This is a genomic window from Pseudomaricurvus sp. ABR4_320, assembly GCF_056159445.1.
The window spans coordinates 1-16,131 of sequence record NZ_JBSWVF010000037.1 but is presented as its reverse complement, the minus strand read 5'-3'; the positions used below and the strand labels follow the sequence as shown (position 1 = coordinate 16,131).

Below are 16,131 nucleotides of genomic sequence, written 5' to 3'. Positions count from 1 at the left end.
AGACATTTAAGTACGTTAAATTCATTTTATAAATACCACAGTGCTAAAGACTCTGTGGTAATGCCAAAAATCAATGAATGTATTCGTAACCCTTTTTGGGGAAACTACGCGTCGTTTCTATCATTTGCAGGAAAATCTGCTCCAAAGTCCGCCAGGCTAAAGTCTATAGTTGGGAAACAAAGAACGCTTACGTCGAAGCCAAAAACAATCAGTCAAGATGACGTTAAATTAATCGTTGAATCGTGCCGAAATCGCAGAGATAAATTGCTACTGTTGCTTTTAATTGAAACAGGATTGAGGATCGGTCAAGCGATCGGATTGAAACATGAGGATATAGAAAGCTGGAATAAGATTATTCGTATAAAGTATAGAGATAATAATATTAATAAAGCTTTTGCTAAGAGTCGCGATTCTCTGGAAGTGCACATTTCAGAAAAATGGCTTGATATTTATACAGATTATTTGATTAATGATTTAGATAATATTGATAGTGATTTTGTTTTCTGTAATCTCTACAATAAATCTGGAAAAGACAAGGCTAGCCCTTTGACCTATCCATCAGTCAAGGCGCTCTTCAAACGGATATCAAAGCATCTTGGTAAAGAAGTCACACCACATATGCTTCGCCATACGCATGCTACTGAACTTCTACGCCTAGGAGTATCAATCGAAATTGTTGCAAAGCGACTCGGTCATAAATCTGTCGAGACTACTAAGATGATTTATGAGCATCTTTCTGCTGAAGATATAAAAAATGAGATAAATAAGCACACGAATTCTTAGTCTTGGAGGTTTATTTTTTTATGGATAAAAAAGTAACGTCCTTAAAATTAAAATCAAATAATTCTTCTTTACCAGAAAAAAAGAGAGCGCTCTTTGACCAAGACCTTTGGTCAATGGAAGATCTTGGATTCAAGGAGTTGGAAGTTGCAAGAAGTAATAGTCGATCGGTAAACTTTAGAGGTTTCACCAACCCCTGGCTTGTGTACCTGTTTAAAGAAACGATATGGAGAAAAAGAGTCTCGGTCACACCGAATACTTTGAGTTCTTATATAGCTACGGGACGAGTATTGGACTCTTCACTGGAAAAGCTATTTCCAAAGTTACGAAATGTTCGACAATTAAAGCGTGAGCATATTGAGCAATTGCTCATTGATCTTTCACAAAAATCAAAACAAACTCAGCAAAGCCATATCAGTCGATTGAATGAGATATTTCATTGTTGGTACGATTGGTCATTTTTAAGAATTCCAGCCACAGACCTTATTCATAGAGGCGATGCGCCAAGACAGTTTTTAACAGCTAAGCCACGTTTTATAGAAAAGCCTTCTCAGCAAAAGCTTCGAGATGCTTTGAATCCTGTAGATATACCACTGGATAGAGCTGTAGCTATTCTATTGGAAACTGGAATGCGTGGGAATGAGGTACTTCACTTGAAGTCTGATTGTTTAACGCAAGACAGTAGCGGAGATTGGTATATCACTCGCCACAACTCTAAAATTAATGAACATCATACAGTCCCGATATCCCATAAGTTAAAGCATTATGTGGAACTGCAAATCGGTCATATTAAAAATATCGAAAAAATCGAAAAGAAAATAAATGTTTCCAATTTATTGTTTGTTCATTTTTGGAGAGGAAATTTTCGTCATTACACACTACGCACATTTTCGCGTCATCTCTCGGATTTAAGTGACGAAGCAAAAACTACAGATTCCTGTGGTGATAAGCTGACAATAACTTCTCATATGTTTCGGCATACTGTAGGAACAAATCTAATAAATGATGGAGTTCCACAGATATTCGTACAACGCTTTTTAGGTCACAAGTCACCTATGATGACCAATATTTATGCTCATATACATGACAAGACCTTACGAGAAGCTGTAGAGAAGTCAAATAACAAATTAGTAGATATCAATGGAAAATTATATGAAACAGAAGATGTTGTTTGTTCAATTAGTCAAAAGAATATCGTCGAGTTAGACGCTAAATGGCTAAAGTCGAATATTTCTGCTCAGATTTTACCAAATGGTATTTGTGCACTGCCGGTGAAGCAAAGCTGTCCACATGCTAATGCTTGCCTCACCTGCCCTAGTTTTAGAACGGATATTACTTTCCTCCCTCTTCTGAAGGAACAGTTAGCTCGAACTGAAGCAATTATTTATGAAGCTAAAGAAAAGACCTTTGTGCGTCAAGCTGAATTGAATGGCGCTATCCAAAAAAGCCTCACTAAAATTATAGAAGCTATAGAGCATGACTAAAAATCTAAAAGGCCTAGAAAAGTATCGCGAAGATAGATCTAAAGTAAAACGTGAAAAAGTTCTTCTTGCACTAAGTGATTTTAAAAGGCTAAACAAAACTATTAATTTTGCTAGAATTGCAAGCTCGGCAGGAGTATCTAGACGCTTCTTGTACTCATGTGATGATCTACGTACGCTTATTCAGGCTGAAATTCCTGCCTCGGTCGAACGCGAACGAAAAAAAATAGTATCGTTAAGCGCTTCCGATCAGAGCAAAGACCATAAAATAAAAACTCTTACCCAGAAATGTAAGAAGCTATTTAAAGAAAATGAAGAGCTTCGTCGTGAAATAAGACTCCTTCAAACTTATATAGAGGAATTATCATCCTAAAGAGTTTGTATAAAAGATAGCTATCCAAAAGCCAAACTAATAATTCTTTCAGTTGGGCAGCGAGCGGAATCCACTATTCGAGTATGCTGATTTAATCCGGGAAAGCCACAAAATATTACTCATTAATACATATGTCAAAAATTAATCTCAGGGCTCACGAAAACAATGTCTTTATATGACATTTGCAAACAATTCAAGTACCACCTTACTTATGTGTATTTACTCACAATTTCAGGATATGTAGTAGCTCAGCTCTACCCTCTAGCTACCGCTGTGGCTATCAACGGCGTAATTAACAAGAATTTGTCAGCCATATATCTACTATGTATTTGTCATTTCACAATGATGATATTAGAAGTCAGCTCAAAGATGTTGGATACGCGGGTATTTACTGCGATGTATTCAAAATACGCATCGACTATGATCCACAGCGAACACTTAAAGAAAAGCGATCCCTCATTGATTGCAGGAAGAACTTCGTTATTAAGAGAATATATAACGTTCTTCGAGCGTGATATCCCCGCAGCATTGTTATCAGTAATTAGTCTAGTGATATCAATTTCCGCAATAGTTTTTATAGATTTTTATATTGGCATGACATGCTTGGCTTTGCTATTGCCCGCTACCATAATCAACTTTACTCTATTAAAAAAGTCTGTTGCCTTCAGCAAGGGCCTGAATAATCGTCTAGAGAGAGAAGTTATAATTGTCCAACAAGGTAAAAAGCACCACATTGAAAGGCATTATGACGCTTTGTCAAAATGGCGCGTAAAGCTATCTGACGCTGAAGCAAAGTCCTATGGATATTTAGAGTTATTTGTTATTTCCCTATTCATAATCGCTTTGTGGAGAATATCACAAAAGGAAGGTATTGAAGCTGGTTACGTCTATGCAATTTTTGCCTACATTTGGAGATATGTCACTAGTATGGATAATATTCCCCAAATTCTACAACAAATGGCAAAATTGAAAGACATATCAGAACGATTTAAGAAATTATAACGTTACAAAATATCGTTGTTTTCTTCATCGAAGGTTTCTTTTCCTATTCTGTATAATCTATCCTCCTTGTGGAGCTGTAATCAATGACACTTCATACCTAGCAGCGCAATGGCCTATCATGTCCAGATCTTTCTAGTCTTTGTAGTAATTTGGCTCTGGTAGTCATCAAGCGGCATTAAAAGATTTTCGGCAAAGACGTTGGCTTCGTGCCCTACCTGCCCAAAAACAAAGTCCCAACGAACCTTATATTGATTACTGCATTCGATGCAGTTGAGATTAGTTTTTCTGTACTAGAATAACTCCATAATTCGTGAACAAGCTTGTAATTAATGCGCCGTTAGATCGAAAGGAATCGTTTGTATAAATGATATTACCCCTAAGGTAACATGTAATCGATATCAATTTTCATTACTTTCAATAATATAAAGCTTTTACTAAAGATAGCATTTAGTATTCGACATAGGGTCCTGCAGTTGTTTCTAGCCTTTCCACGTCATAAGCTGTAACGTCCAGATTTGCCGGTCGCATCCCATACAAATAAACTTTCACGAAGATTTAATGCGCTCATTCGGTCAGCACAGTTATCTATGAAGAAATCTCTTTCAGTATCCTGGCTGACATTGTCAGTCGGATTTAGCTCTTTTTGTTTGGCAGACGAAAACATTCAAAGTCACAGCGATGCCATCGAGACGATTTCCGTCACGGCGCAAAAAATCGAGCGGCCCTTGCTGCAAACACCAGCGGCAATTTCAGTGGTTTCTACAACGGATGCTTTGCTGACGCAGCCCAAACTTCAGTTAGATGAAGTGCTTGATGCGGTACCGGGTGTCTACACTCAAAATCGATATAACTTTGCGCAAAATCTGCGTATTTCCATTCGCGGCTTTGGCGCACGCGCGCCGTTCGGCGTGCGCGGTTTACAACTGCATGTCGACGGTATTCCGTTTACCTTGCCTGATGGCCAATCACAGGTCGACAGCATCAATCTTGACACCATGGATCAACTCGAAGTGCTTCGTGGTCCTGCATCGGTGCAGTATGGCAACGGCGCTGGCGGTGTCATCAATATTCAATCAGCCTACGGACATGAGCTTTCATCGCCTTTGGCGCTGGACCTACAAATAGGCAATGACGATTTCTATAAAACGACTGCCACCATTGCCGGCAGCGGCTCTCAAGGTAGCTATCGTGTTGGCTTGAGTCAGTTGAAATATCGTGGCTATCGCGAACAAAGCCAAGTTGAAAAACGTATTGTGGATGGCAAATTCTTCTGGGCGCTGGATGAAGATCGCAGTGTAACGATGATCACCACACTGCTGGATCTTCCCGTCGCCCAAGACCCCGGTGGTCTGACGCTCGCGCAAGCCGAAGAAGATCCCAAGCAAGCAACCTTTATGGCTAACCGCCTGGATGCCGGCCAGAACGTTGATCAGGTGACCTGGGGGTTGCGTTATCGTGACAGTGGTCTGTCATCGGGCGAATGGACGGCATCGGTATTTGCAACACGCCGCAATTTTTTTCAACAACTGCCGTTTCCCGGCAGCAGCCAAATCCATTATGACCGCTGGTTTTATGGTGGTGATGTCGAACTGACGCACTCAGCAGATCTCTTCGGTTTGCCGACGGTAATGAACACCGGAATCAGTCTCTATCAACAGGAAGATGACCGTTTACGATATCAAGTTACTTCAGACGCCCAGGTCGCCGATAAAACCGCGGATGAAATGCAAACCGCATCCTCTACCGGGACCTATCTGCAAGCAGATTTCCACCTGTCTGACGCCTTAATTCTCTCGGCTGGAATGCGTTATGACGTCCTCAAATTGGATATCGAAGACGACCTGGGATTAAGTGACGTAGGCTCGGGCGATCGCCGATTTGAAGAAGTGAGCGGCAGTTTGGGTCTCAGCTATGGAATTTCTGAATCGTCTCAACTGTATGCCTCTGTCTCAACGGGGTTTGAATCGCCAACGTTTACCGAATTCGCGAATCCCAACGGTACTGGATTTAATCCGGATCTGGATGCGCAGCAGGCGGTAAATGTTGAGCTGGGTTTTCGCAGTCTCTCTGAGGATGGGCTAACCTATGATGTCACTGCGTTTCAAACCAACGTCAAAGATGAGCTGATTCCCTATCAACTGAACGATCTCACCTATTATGAAAATGCCAGTGAAACTCGACGCACAGGCGTTGAAGTCGCATCGCGCTGGCCTATTAATGAATACTGGACATTACAGTCCACCGCGACGCTTGCCCGTTACGAATTCAGACAATTTGATGCACAAACTGGCCCATCGATCCGCGGCAATGAACTCCCCGGTTTACCCAGCGAACAATGGCACAATAAACTCCGTTGGCAAAACGGACGTTGGAATATTGATCTGAGCGCATCCTATACCGGCGACTACTATGCTGAAAACGCCAACGCAACGCGCATTGCATCAGTATGGCTGGTCGATACGGCAACACACTGGCAGGCGTCCGACTCTCTGGCCATTTATGGAGGCATCCGCAATCTGACGAATCAGGACTACTACGGCAATGTCCGCGTCAACGCCAACTCAGACCGGGATCTCGACAACCGAGGCTACTTTGAACCGGCTCCAGAACGGGTGTTTTATCTCGGCTTGCAACTGGCATTGTAAGCGTAGGGATAATAAATCGTGGAGCCTCCACATAGACGGCTCAATGTACCCTTCAATGTCTGAGGATAGTCTGCGATTTTGTCTGAAAGGATTTTATAAAAGAAGCGAGGTGACAAACCGCTTGCTGGAATTTACGACCCGAGAAGTAAACATCGACGAGTCATAAACGCAGCTCCAGCAAGCCGTTTCCTCAAAAACATCGAGCGCTGGCGCGCTCGATGGACAGTCCCTTAACTCGGATCAACGATTTTAATGGGAACCGCTTTTTCGTCGTAAGCTGTCATAAGCTCGTGGGTGGGTGGCGCAAAGTCCGTCAAGTTAATACCGTTCACGGCTTCTTTATACTCTTCCATACTGGGCGTGCGACCCAGAATGGTGGACAGTACAACCACTGGGGTTGAGGCCAGTAAAGACTCGCCTTTTTTCTCAGCGGCATCTTCTACCACACGACCTTGGAACAGACGTGTGGACGTCGCAAGTACCGTGTCCCCTTTCTCGGCTTTTTCCTGGTTGCCCATGCAGAGGTTACATCCAGGACGCTCCAAGTACAGAATGTTATCGTATTTGGTGCGAGCAGCTTCTTTAGGGTTGTCATCGCTGAATTCAAAACCGGAATACTTTTTAAGGATTTCCCAGTCGCCTTCGGCTTTCAACTCATCAACAATGTTGTAAGTTGGCGGCGCAACCACCAATGGCGCTTTGAATTCGACGCTGCCGTTTTTCTTCTCCAGATTCTTGAACATCTGGGCAATGATTTTCATATCGCCCTTATGCACCATGCACGAACCGACAAAGCCTAAATCGACTTGCTTAGTGCCGCCATAGTAGGAAACTGGACGAATGGTATCGTGCGTGTAACGACGTGAAACGTCATCGTTATTGACATCCGGGTCGGCAATCATGGGCTCATTGATTTCGTCCAGATCAACCACCAGCTCCGCAAAGTACTTAGCGTTGTTGTCCGGGGCAAGCGCTGGGTTTTCGCCAGATTTAATCTCAGCGATACGCTTGTCAGCAAGCTTGATCAATCCGTTCAGCGTTTGAGCTGGGTTTTCCATGCCCTTGTCGATCATGATCTGGATACGGCTCTTGGCGATTTCCAGAGATTCGATCAGGGTTTCATCTTCTGAAATACAGATCGACGCCTTGGCTTTCATTTCCGCCGTCCAGTCTGTAAAGGTAAACGCCTGGTCTGCCAGCAAGGTGCCAATGTGTACCTCGATCACCCTACCCTGGAAAACGTTATCTCCGAACTTTTTCAACATCTGAGCTTGGGTGGCATGCACGATATCGCGGAAATCCATATAACTCTTCATGTCGCCCTTGAAGGTCACCTTAACGGATTCCGGGATTGGCATGGTCGCTTCACCGGTGGCCAGCGCCAAGGCAACGGTACCTGAGTCAGCCCCGAACGCCACACCCTTCGACATACGGGTGTGCGAATCACCACCGATGATGATCGCCCAGTCGTCGACGGTAATGTCATTGAGCACCTTGTGAATCACGTCAGTCATTGAGTGATACACACCTTTAGGGTCACGGGCGGTAATCAGACCGAATTTGTTCATGAACGCCATCAGTTTGGGGATGTTCGCCTGAGCTTTTTTGTCCCATACCGACGCCGTGTGACAGCCTGACTGGTAAGCACCATCCACACTTGGAGAAATGACCGTGGCCGCCATGGATTCCAGCTCCTGGGAGGTCATCAGACCGGTCGTATCCTGGGAGCCGACGATGTTGACGCGAACGCGCACGTCAGAGCCAGCATGCAACGGGGTTTCTGACGCCACGCCCACCGCATTTTTGTTGAAGATTTTCTCCACTGCGGTCAAACCCTGACCTGAGTGAGAGATTTCTTTCGATGGCGCAAAGACCAGAGGTGCCTCAATGCCCAGAGTTTCGGCCGCAAAGGTTTGCAGCTTTTTACCGAAGACAATGGCGTAAGAGCCACCCGCTTTCATAAATTCGACTTTCTGCGGCGTAAACGCTGAAGACACGTCGACCAGTTCTTGATCGCCGTTGTAGAGCTTTTTCTCTTTGGTGTTGATGGTCAAAACCGTACCGGTGGCAACGGAATATTTTTCTTCCAATACGGGATCGCCATTGGCGTCGAGGACCGGCTTGCCATCCGCATCGACTTTCTTGACCCAGTTTTTCAGATCGATACCGATGCCGCCGGTCACACCAACGGTCGTCAGGAAGATCGGAGAAATGCCATTGGTGCCAGCCACCACCGGAGCAATGTTGACGAAAGGCACATAGGGACTCGCCTGCTTACCTGCCCAAAGAGCCACGTTGTTAACACCGGACATCCGCGATGAACCCACGCCCATGGTGCCTTTCTCTGCAATGAGCATAACTTTGGCGTTGGGGTGCTTTTTCTGCAGCTCGACAATTTCCTGCTGAGCTTCAGGCGTAATCATGCACTTGCCGTGCAGCTCACGATCCGAGCGGGAGTGAGCCTGGTTACCTGGGGAGAGCAAGTCGGTAGAAATATCACCTTCTGCAGCGATATAGGTGACAACCTCAATGGTTTCATCAATATCGGGCAGTTTTGTGAAAAACTCGGCTTGGGCGTAGCTTTCAAGAATGTCTTTGGCGATTTCGTTGCCGGCTTTATAAGCGGCTTCCAGACGGTCTGTATCCGCTTCGTAGAGAAAAACCTGTGTTTTCAAGACTTCCGCGGCGGGCTTGGCGACGCTTGGGTCATCGCCCAACGCCAGATCCAGCAACACTTCGACAGATGGTCCGCCTTTCATGTGGGAAAGCAGTTCAAACGCGAACTCTGGTGAAATTTCAGCCACCTTGGCCTCACCCAGAATGATCTCTTTCAAGAACTGCGCCTTGGCACCGGCGGCACTGGTGGTTCCAGGTAAGGTGTTGTAGACGAAAAACTTCAGTGAGTCTTCACGATGTTCATGGCTGGTATCTTTTATTTGTTCGATGATTTCAGACAGTAAATCGGCACTGTCAATTGGCTTTGGATTCAACCCTAATTCATTTTTTCGGGTCTGAATCTCTTCCATATACTCGGAATATAAACTCATAAGAACCTCGGACTCCTGAAGCTTCACACAATTTGCTGATAATTTTACCTCATCTCAGCCTGGGAGTAATCATTCCTGTAAATCGTGATGGATCGCGCGCCAAGCAGATGCTAAAGACATAAGGTTCATTAGCGATATTGAGTATAGTTCAGACCGAATCTCACACCTGTTATTGATAACGATTATCATTTATGTAAAATGCTTTGCTCATAACATCACCAACGTAAAGATCCACGGAGCATTGCATGCCGAACTCAGACATCGAAAAACGACTCGCCCCGCAAAGTGATTGGATTTTGCCCGACCTCTACCTCTACGAAGATTACGATCGTTTGAAAATAAGCCTGGCAGGCGCTATTCAATACAGCGGACTAAAAAGCGTCGGCGGTGTTGTGCTGGGCTTTCGACTTGTACAGCATGCAATAGAGCTGGCTGCTGGTACCGGTCCCTTGCAGCGTGATGGCATCAGTCTCTACACCGCCTTTCCGGGACGAGGCGTACAGGACGCCTTCGAATACACCTGCCGTGCCATCCGCGATAAACGCTATTGTTGTGACACCACTTTGCATCACCCGGGTGCGCAAGTCGGTCAACGTGGCCAGTTTCTGTTTACGTTGCGTGTCAACGAGATATCAATGGTGATGACCCCTGCCGATGGCCTGCCGGCCCACAGTTACTTCGAAGCAGATCGTAATGCCCATAAGAGCGAAGACGCAGCAAGACACTGGGCGGAAGCAAAAATTGATTTTGCCAACACACTGTTGTGCGCGCCACCGTCGCAGTATTTAAAAGTACTCTAGTCCACGAAAGGAATAGCAGTTTTCGGTTTACCGAACAAACGAATCACGCGGCACCATATTTAGAATGTACCGCTTTCAATGCTGCGTGCCTTAGATAACAGTGTACTGCCCTCTTCCAGGCAGAATGGCAATTTATACTACCAATAACGGATTTCTAAGGATCAGTAAATATCGCGCTGATAACGCTTGTTCTCTTTCAAGTCAGCCACAAACGCTTCTGCCTCTTCAAACGTCATTTGGCCTTGATTAACCACAACCTGTAACAGCACATCGTGGACGTCTTTGGCCATACGGTTGGCGTCGCCGCACACATAAATGTGAGCGCCGTCTTTTATCCACTGATAAACCTGCTCACCCTGTTCAAGAATTCTGTCTTGAACGTAAATTTTCTCAGCCTGGTCACGGCTAAACGCCACATCCAGTCGTGTTAACAGGCCAGATTTTAAATAGCTCTGCAATTCCAGCTGATAGAGAAAATCCTGAGTAAAATGCGGGTTTCCAAAAAACAACCAGTTTTTTCCGTTGGCTTCCTGGGCGTCCCGCTCCTGCAGAAATGCCCGAAAAGGCGCAATACCGGTGCCGGGACCAATCATAATGGTCGGTGTACTTGGATCGGCTGGCAGACGGAAATTATCGTTGCTTTCGATAAAGACACGTAGGCTGTCGCCCTCCTCGGCGCGCCGCCCTAAATGACCGGAACAACCACCCAGATGCTCGCGATCAAACGCGTTCCATTCCACAACACCAACGGTTAAATGAACGTCCTCTTCCACTTCCGATTGACTGGACGCTATGGAATACAGCCGAGGCTGCATTTTACGCAGGCATTCAACCAACGCCTGGGGATTCACCTTGTGGGGATGCGCACGCAAAATATCCAGCGTTTGCCGTTGCTCCAGAAAATCACGCAGTTTCGCCTTGTCCTGCGCCAAATTAATTAACCCTTGATCGCCGGTCGCCTTGCCGTATTTCTCAACAAACGCGGGATACGACTGAGTTAACTCCAAATCTTCTATCAACGCCTCACGCAGAGATTTACTCTGCTCACCCAGGGTTATCTGGGTTGCGCCATCCAGATCCAGCAGTTGCAGTAACTCATCAATGTCTGCTGCATCGTTGTTAAAATACACTCCCAACGCATCTCCCGCCTGATAGGTAAGGCCGGACCCTTCCAGAGAAATTTCAACGTGGCGAACGTCTTTGGTACTGCCCCGACCGGTAATCTTCTGCACCAGACTCAACTCGGCGGGGAACGGGTTTTTCTTTGAGTAGTGGGCGGCAGACGCCTTCGCCAAACCAGGCATTGGTACAACATTACTGGTTACTGGCGCTTTAGTTTTGAGCTCAGGCTCAAAAATATCCAATGCGTTGCTAATCCAGTCCGGTGCATGATCGTCGTAATCAACGTCCATCAATCCACGCTCGACGACAACATTCGCGCCCAGGTCACGCAAGCGATTTTCAAAATCGATGGCCGTCTGGCAGAAAAATTCATAACTGGAATCCCCTAAGCCCAGAACGGCGACCTGAGTACCGTCCAACTTAGGTGCTTTTTTTGACACCAGGAAACTGTGTAGTTTTTCTGCCGGTTCCGGCGGTTCTCCTTCCCCATAGGTTGAAACCACAATGGTCAGGTATTTTTCGTCCTTTAACTTCGCGGGCTTGAAATCTGCCATATCAACCAATTTGACATCCATGCCTCGAGTTTTGGCGGCCTCGGCCAGATCAGCGGCAACATGTTTCGCATTGCCGGTTTGAGATCCGTACAGAATCGTGAGGGGTGCGGCCTCGGGGACGGGTGCAGTAACCGGCTGGGCGGTTAATCCACCTTGAGCAGCTGCCGCCAAATAACCGCTGATCCAGGCTTGCTGCACGGGTGTCAGGGTGCCAATCAACTGAGTAAATTGTTGGGCCTGCTCTGGGGACAGAGGATTAATGCCCTGGGGTATTTGATCAATCATCAGCGTTTAATCCTGGTCGGTATGAAGTCCGCATTCGCGGTTGCTGCCGAAAAAGCGAGTGTCTTGTTCCCGCATACCATCTTCTAATTTTCGTGTCGTATGGGTATCCCCAACGCTCACATATCCCTCCTCCCAAAGCGGGTTGTAGGGTAAGTCATGCGCTTTGAGATAATAGTGAACGTCGCGGTTGGTCCAATCGACAATGGGATGAAATTTTACCCGGCCGTGTTGAAATTCCAGAATTCGTCGATCGCTACGTGTATCCGCTTGTGTTCGCCTCAAGCCGCTATACCAAGTGCCTGCGCCGACCTGTTGCATTGCACGCTGCATGGGTTCGACTTTGTTCAAGGTGTTGTATTTCTTTAATCCTTCTTCACCCTGTTCCCACAATTGGCCAAAGCGAGCTTCCTGCCAGGCGGGAGACATCTCTGCCCGAAATACGTGCAGATTCAGACTGAGCCGCTCGGTCAATTCATCGACAAAACGATAGGTTTCGGGAAACAGATAACCGGTATCGAAAAACAGTACGGGAATGTCCGGCAATTGTTGTGTCATCAAATGCAGAGTCACCGCAGCCTGAATGCCGAAGCTGGACGAAACAACATGGTCCCGCGGTAAGTTCTCAATTGCCCAGGCGATACGGGTTTGCGCATTTTGCGCTTCCAGCCATTCGTTGGCGGCAGTAAAGACTTTGGGTCCGTTCTGAGGGGCGACAATATTATCAGCCGGATCGGTTGCGATGGTCATAATACGTATCCTGATGCGATTCAGCTGTGGAAATCAGTTTTAGAAACCTTCACTTCGGCAACGATGCCTGCGCGTATCGCAAAATCACCGAAGCCTTCATCGGCTTGTCTTTCCGATACCCAACGCCCAATCAAACCATCCAATTCAGACAGAATGACATCGACGCTCACGTTTTCCTTATAGAGCTTGGGTACGCGCGTACCTACACGGTTACCACCGAGGTGCATGTTGTATTTCCCCGGCCCTTTACCCACCAATCCCACTTCTGCCAGCATGGCGCGACCGCAGCCATTGGGACATCCAACCACGCGTAAAATGATGTGATCATCGGGAACACCATGTTTCGACAGCAGACTTTCAACAGAGGCAACCAACTCGGGCAAAAAACGTTCTGACTCCGCCATTGCTAAAGGGCATGTGGGCAGCGCCACACAGGCCATGGAGTTCTTCAATTGGTTGGTCGCCGTGTCGTCAATCAGCCCGTGCTCGCGGGCAATCGCCTCAATGTCTGCGCGGTCTTCCGGCGCTACGCCGGCGATCACCAGATTTTGATTGGCCGTCATGCGGAAATCACCTTTGTGGATTTCGGCAATTTTGCGCAGGCCGGTTTTGAGTGGGCGCCCAGGGTAGTCGAGGATCCGGCCGTTCAGAATGTACAATGTCAGGTGCTGCTTACCGTCGATACCATCAACCCAACCAAACCTGTCACCACGGGACGTAAACGCATAGGGGCGTGAAGGTTCGAAGGTGACACCGGCACGTTTTTCGACTTCGGCTTTAAAAACATCGACACCCACCCGATCCAATGTGTATTTGGTTTTGGCGTTTTTGCGGTTGACCCGATTACCCCAGTCGCGCTGCACAGTGACCACATGCTCAGCCACCGCCAAGGTGTGCTCCAGTGGTATAAAACCAAAATCGTCCGCTTTGCGCGGGTAGGTCGAGGTGTCGCCGTGGGTCATCGCAAGACCGCCCCCAACCAGTACATTCCAACCGATTAACTTGCCGTTTTCAGCGATGGCAATAAAGTTGAGATCATTCGCGTGCACGTCGACTTCATTATTTGGTGGCACAGTCACCGTGGTTTTAAACTTTCGCGGTAAATAGGTTTTCCCCAAAATTGGCTCTTCGGTGGTTTTGGTTTTTTCACCATCCAGCCAGATTTCCATATAAGCTTTCGTTTTCGGCAACAGGTGTTCTGAGATTCGCTTGGACCATTCGTAGGCTTCTGCGTGCAGTTCTGACTCGACCGGATTGGTTGAACAGAGAACATTACGATTGACGTCACCGGCTGTCGCGATGGAATCTATGCCGCAAGAATTAATGGTCTGGTGCATGTTCTTAATATGCGGCTTCAAGACCCCGTGAAACTGAAACGTTTGACGGGTTGTCAGACGCACTGAGCCGTATAGTGTGTTCTCTTCGGCAAACTTCTCAATAACCAACCACTGGGCAGGGGTAATGATGCCGCCGGGCATGCGGGCCCGCAGCATAACATTGTGAAGAGGCTCCAGTTTCTGCTTAATGCGCTCGGCGCGAATGTCCCGATCATCCTGCTGATACATACCGTGGAAACGAATCAGCTGAAAGTTGTCAGCCGTAAAGCCACCGGTTATCTGATTTTGCAGATCTTCGGTGATGGTGCCGCGCAGGAAATTACTCTCACGTTTTAAACGTTCGTTATCGGAGAGTTTTCCCTCGACAATCAGGACAGGCTGAGCGTTGTGACTATCAAGCATAATGACGGACCTTCAATCAATTTTAGAGGTGTCCATATAGACATTGAGGCGCAAAACCTCTGCGCCTCATCGCTATTTTGTTAGTTTCGTGGGAATCAGGAAGGATCTTTGGTTTTGCGCAGGTAAGGCAGGACCGCTTCGAAATCCCCAAATTTTTCTTTGGCATCTGCATCGCTGACACCGGGCGGGATAATGACGTCTTCACCGGGAACCCAGTTGGCCGGTGTCGCCACACCTTTGCGGGACGTGGTTTGTAAACCATCCAACGCGCGCAAAATTTCAGCGAAATTACGACCGACGCTCATTGGGTAAGTCATGGATAACTTCAATTGCTTGTCGGGACCAATGATAAACACCGTGCGCACCGTGGCACTGTCAGCAGGTGTTCGGCCGTCTGGCAGGTAAGCTTCAGCTGGCAACATGTCAAAGGCTTTGGATATCGCAAGATCGACATCGGCAACAATCGGGAAGCCCGCTTTGGCGCCGCCACAGGTTTCGATATCTGTTTTCCAGTTTTTGTGATCTTCAGCACTGTCGACCGACACACCGAGAACCTTAGTGCCGCGTTTTTCCCATTCGTCAGCCAATTGCGCAACCGCAGAGAACTCAGTGGTACAAACGGGGGTGAAGTCTTTCGGATGGCTGAACAAAATTGCCCAACTGTCGCCAATCCACTCGTGCAGACTAAACTCGCCCTGATCGGTGTTAACCGTCAGGTTGGGAATCGTATCGTTTATTCGCAGTGCCATAGGTCTCTCCTCTTCATCTATCGGAATGAACCGTTGGAGCCGAGACGTCGGCCCATCGGCGATTAGAACGTTTCTATCAATGGCAAGTAGGATAGCGAAATTCACTTAGCGGAGAAAATCATATAAACGCATTAGCTTATCGGTAAAACTTATAAGGCACGCAAGAATGCTGGCACGTCCTCTTTTCAAGCGCCCTATAGACCCATTTAAACGCAATTTGCTTTTGTTAGCATGCGCACTATAAGATGAGAGGAGTTCTCATTAGCTGTTGTTAGCCGCCCATGGAGGGACGCTATCTTGTCAGTCGTAGAAACGCCTCTTTCACACAATTTTGACGCGCTTTACATGGACCACCACCGTTGGTTAAGCGGCTGGTTACGCCAGCGCCTGAACTGCTCAGAAACGGCTGCAGATATTGCTCAGGATACGTTTTTGCGCCTGCTGCAGCGAGATCGTGAAGGCATTCTGGTACGGCAACCTCGCGCCTATCTGACCCGCATCGCTCGAAGCCTGATCATCAACCACTGGCGGCGCAAGGAAATTGAACGCGCTTACCTAGAAGCACTGATGATGCAACCAGAACTACGAGCGCCCTCCCCTGAAGAGCACCACCAGATCATTGAAAGTCTATTGGAAGTTGACGCCATGCTGAGCAATCTTCCTGATAAGGTCCGAGAGGCATTTTTAATGTCTCGATTGGAAGGCTTGACCTATGCTCGCATTGCGCAAAAACTCGGCTGCTCGGAACGCACAGTGAAAAACTACATGTCTCAGGCCATGTACCACTGCCTTTTGCTTGATGCTGAT

At 47.0% G+C, this 16,131-nt stretch carries 12 protein-coding genes; 7 read left to right on the top strand and 5 right to left on the bottom strand.

Annotation, left to right across the window (positions count from 1 at the left end; all coding sequences use genetic code 11):
- From ACXAFR_RS26905 to ACXAFR_RS26885, 5 genes are all read left to right on the top strand, one after another.
- A partial coding sequence (locus tag ACXAFR_RS26905; protein ID WP_475183148.1) for a tyrosine-type recombinase/integrase occupies positions 1-783 on the top strand: 783 nt, incomplete at its 5' end.
- A 20-nt stretch (positions 784-803) separates the two neighbouring features.
- Positions 804-2,264, top strand: coding sequence for a tyrosine-type recombinase/integrase (locus ACXAFR_RS26900; protein WP_475183147.1), 1,461 nt, complete (start codon positions 804-806; stop codon positions 2,262-2,264).
- Positions 2,257-2,634: a DUF6262 family protein gene (locus ACXAFR_RS26895; protein WP_475183144.1), complete on the top strand. Its 378-nt coding sequence runs from the start codon at positions 2,257-2,259 to the stop codon at positions 2,632-2,634. Before ACXAFR_RS26900 ends, ACXAFR_RS26895 begins: the two co-directional genes overlap by 8 nt.
- A 165-nt stretch (positions 2,635-2,799) precedes the next feature.
- Positions 2,800-3,636, top strand: a complete 837-nt coding sequence (locus tag ACXAFR_RS26890; RefSeq protein ID WP_475183143.1) for an ABC transporter six-transmembrane domain-containing protein — start codon at positions 2,800-2,802, stop codon at positions 3,634-3,636.
- Between the two features lie 587 nt (positions 3,637-4,223).
- Complete coding sequence (locus tag ACXAFR_RS26885; protein ID WP_475183141.1) at positions 4,224-6,281, top strand: TonB-dependent receptor family protein; 2,058 nt, start codon at positions 4,224-4,226, stop codon at positions 6,279-6,281.
- A 230-nt stretch (positions 6,282-6,511) separates the two neighbouring features.
- On the opposite strand, the gene ACXAFR_RS26880 is transcribed toward ACXAFR_RS26885, so the two are convergent.
- Positions 6,512-9,328: a bifunctional aconitate hydratase 2/2-methylisocitrate dehydratase gene (locus tag ACXAFR_RS26880; RefSeq protein ID WP_475183138.1), complete on the bottom strand. Its 2,817-nt coding sequence runs from the start codon at positions 9,326-9,328 to the stop codon at positions 6,512-6,514.
- A gap of 245 nt (positions 9,329-9,573) precedes the next feature.
- Here ACXAFR_RS26880 and ACXAFR_RS26875 point away from each other — a divergent pair, with 245 nt between their 5' ends.
- Positions 9,574-10,128, top strand: coding sequence for a hypothetical protein (locus ACXAFR_RS26875; protein ID WP_475183136.1), 555 nt, complete (start codon positions 9,574-9,576; stop codon positions 10,126-10,128).
- A 161-nt stretch (positions 10,129-10,289) separates the two neighbouring features.
- Here ACXAFR_RS26875 and ACXAFR_RS26870 read toward each other — a convergent pair whose 3' ends face one another.
- From ACXAFR_RS26870 to ACXAFR_RS26855, 4 genes are all read right to left on the bottom strand, one after another.
- Entirely contained in the window at positions 10,290-12,089 is a 1,800-nt protein-coding gene (locus ACXAFR_RS26870; RefSeq protein ID WP_475183134.1) for an assimilatory sulfite reductase (NADPH) flavoprotein subunit, read from the bottom strand.
- A 6-nt stretch (positions 12,090-12,095) separates the two neighbouring features.
- A complete protein-coding gene (locus ACXAFR_RS26865; RefSeq protein WP_475183131.1) occupies positions 12,096-12,836 on the bottom strand; it encodes a phosphoadenylyl-sulfate reductase in 741 nt (246 codons plus the stop codon).
- 20 nt (positions 12,837-12,856) lie between these two features.
- Positions 12,857-14,575, bottom strand: a complete 1,719-nt coding sequence (cysI, locus tag ACXAFR_RS26860; protein ID WP_475183129.1) for an assimilatory sulfite reductase (NADPH) hemoprotein subunit — start codon at positions 14,573-14,575, stop codon at positions 12,857-12,859.
- Positions 14,576-14,670: 95 nt separating this feature from the next.
- On the bottom strand, positions 14,671-15,324 hold the full coding sequence (locus ACXAFR_RS26855; protein WP_475183127.1) for a peroxiredoxin: 654 nt from the start codon (positions 15,322-15,324) through the stop codon (positions 14,671-14,673).
- 297 nt (positions 15,325-15,621) lie between these two features.
- Between ACXAFR_RS26855 and ACXAFR_RS26850 the strand changes: the two genes are divergently transcribed.
- Positions 15,622-16,131: sigma-70 family RNA polymerase sigma factor (locus ACXAFR_RS26850; RefSeq protein ID WP_475183125.1), on the top strand; the 510-nt coding region annotated here is incomplete at its 3' end.

Excerpts from the sequence above, each read along its gene's own strand:
- cysI (WP_475183129.1), bottom strand. The coding sequence starts at position 14,575 with ATGCTTGATAGTCACAACGCTCAGCCTGTCCTGATTGTCGAGGGAAAA.
- ACXAFR_RS26870 (WP_475183134.1), bottom strand. The coding sequence starts at position 12,089 with ATGATTGATCAAATACCCCAGGGCATTAATCCTCTGTCCCCAGAGCAG.
- ACXAFR_RS26880 (WP_475183138.1), bottom strand. The coding sequence starts at position 9,328 with ATGAGTTTATATTCCGAGTATATGGAAGAGATTCAGACCCGAAAAAAT.
- ACXAFR_RS26855 (WP_475183127.1), bottom strand. The coding sequence starts at position 15,324 with ATGGCACTGCGAATAAACGATACGATTCCCAACCTGACGGTTAACACC.
- ACXAFR_RS26890 (WP_475183143.1), top strand. The coding sequence starts at position 2,800 with ATGTCTTTATATGACATTTGCAAACAATTCAAGTACCACCTTACTTAT.
- ACXAFR_RS26865 (WP_475183131.1), bottom strand. The coding sequence starts at position 12,836 with ATGACCATCGCAACCGATCCGGCTGATAATATTGTCGCCCCTCAGAAC.
- ACXAFR_RS26885 (WP_475183141.1), top strand. The coding sequence starts at position 4,224 with ATGAAGAAATCTCTTTCAGTATCCTGGCTGACATTGTCAGTCGGATTT.
- ACXAFR_RS26895 (WP_475183144.1), top strand. The coding sequence starts at position 2,257 with ATGACTAAAAATCTAAAAGGCCTAGAAAAGTATCGCGAAGATAGATCT.
- ACXAFR_RS26875 (WP_475183136.1), top strand. The coding sequence starts at position 9,574 with ATGCCGAACTCAGACATCGAAAAACGACTCGCCCCGCAAAGTGATTGG.
- ACXAFR_RS26900 (WP_475183147.1), top strand. The coding sequence starts at position 804 with ATGGATAAAAAAGTAACGTCCTTAAAATTAAAATCAAATAATTCTTCT.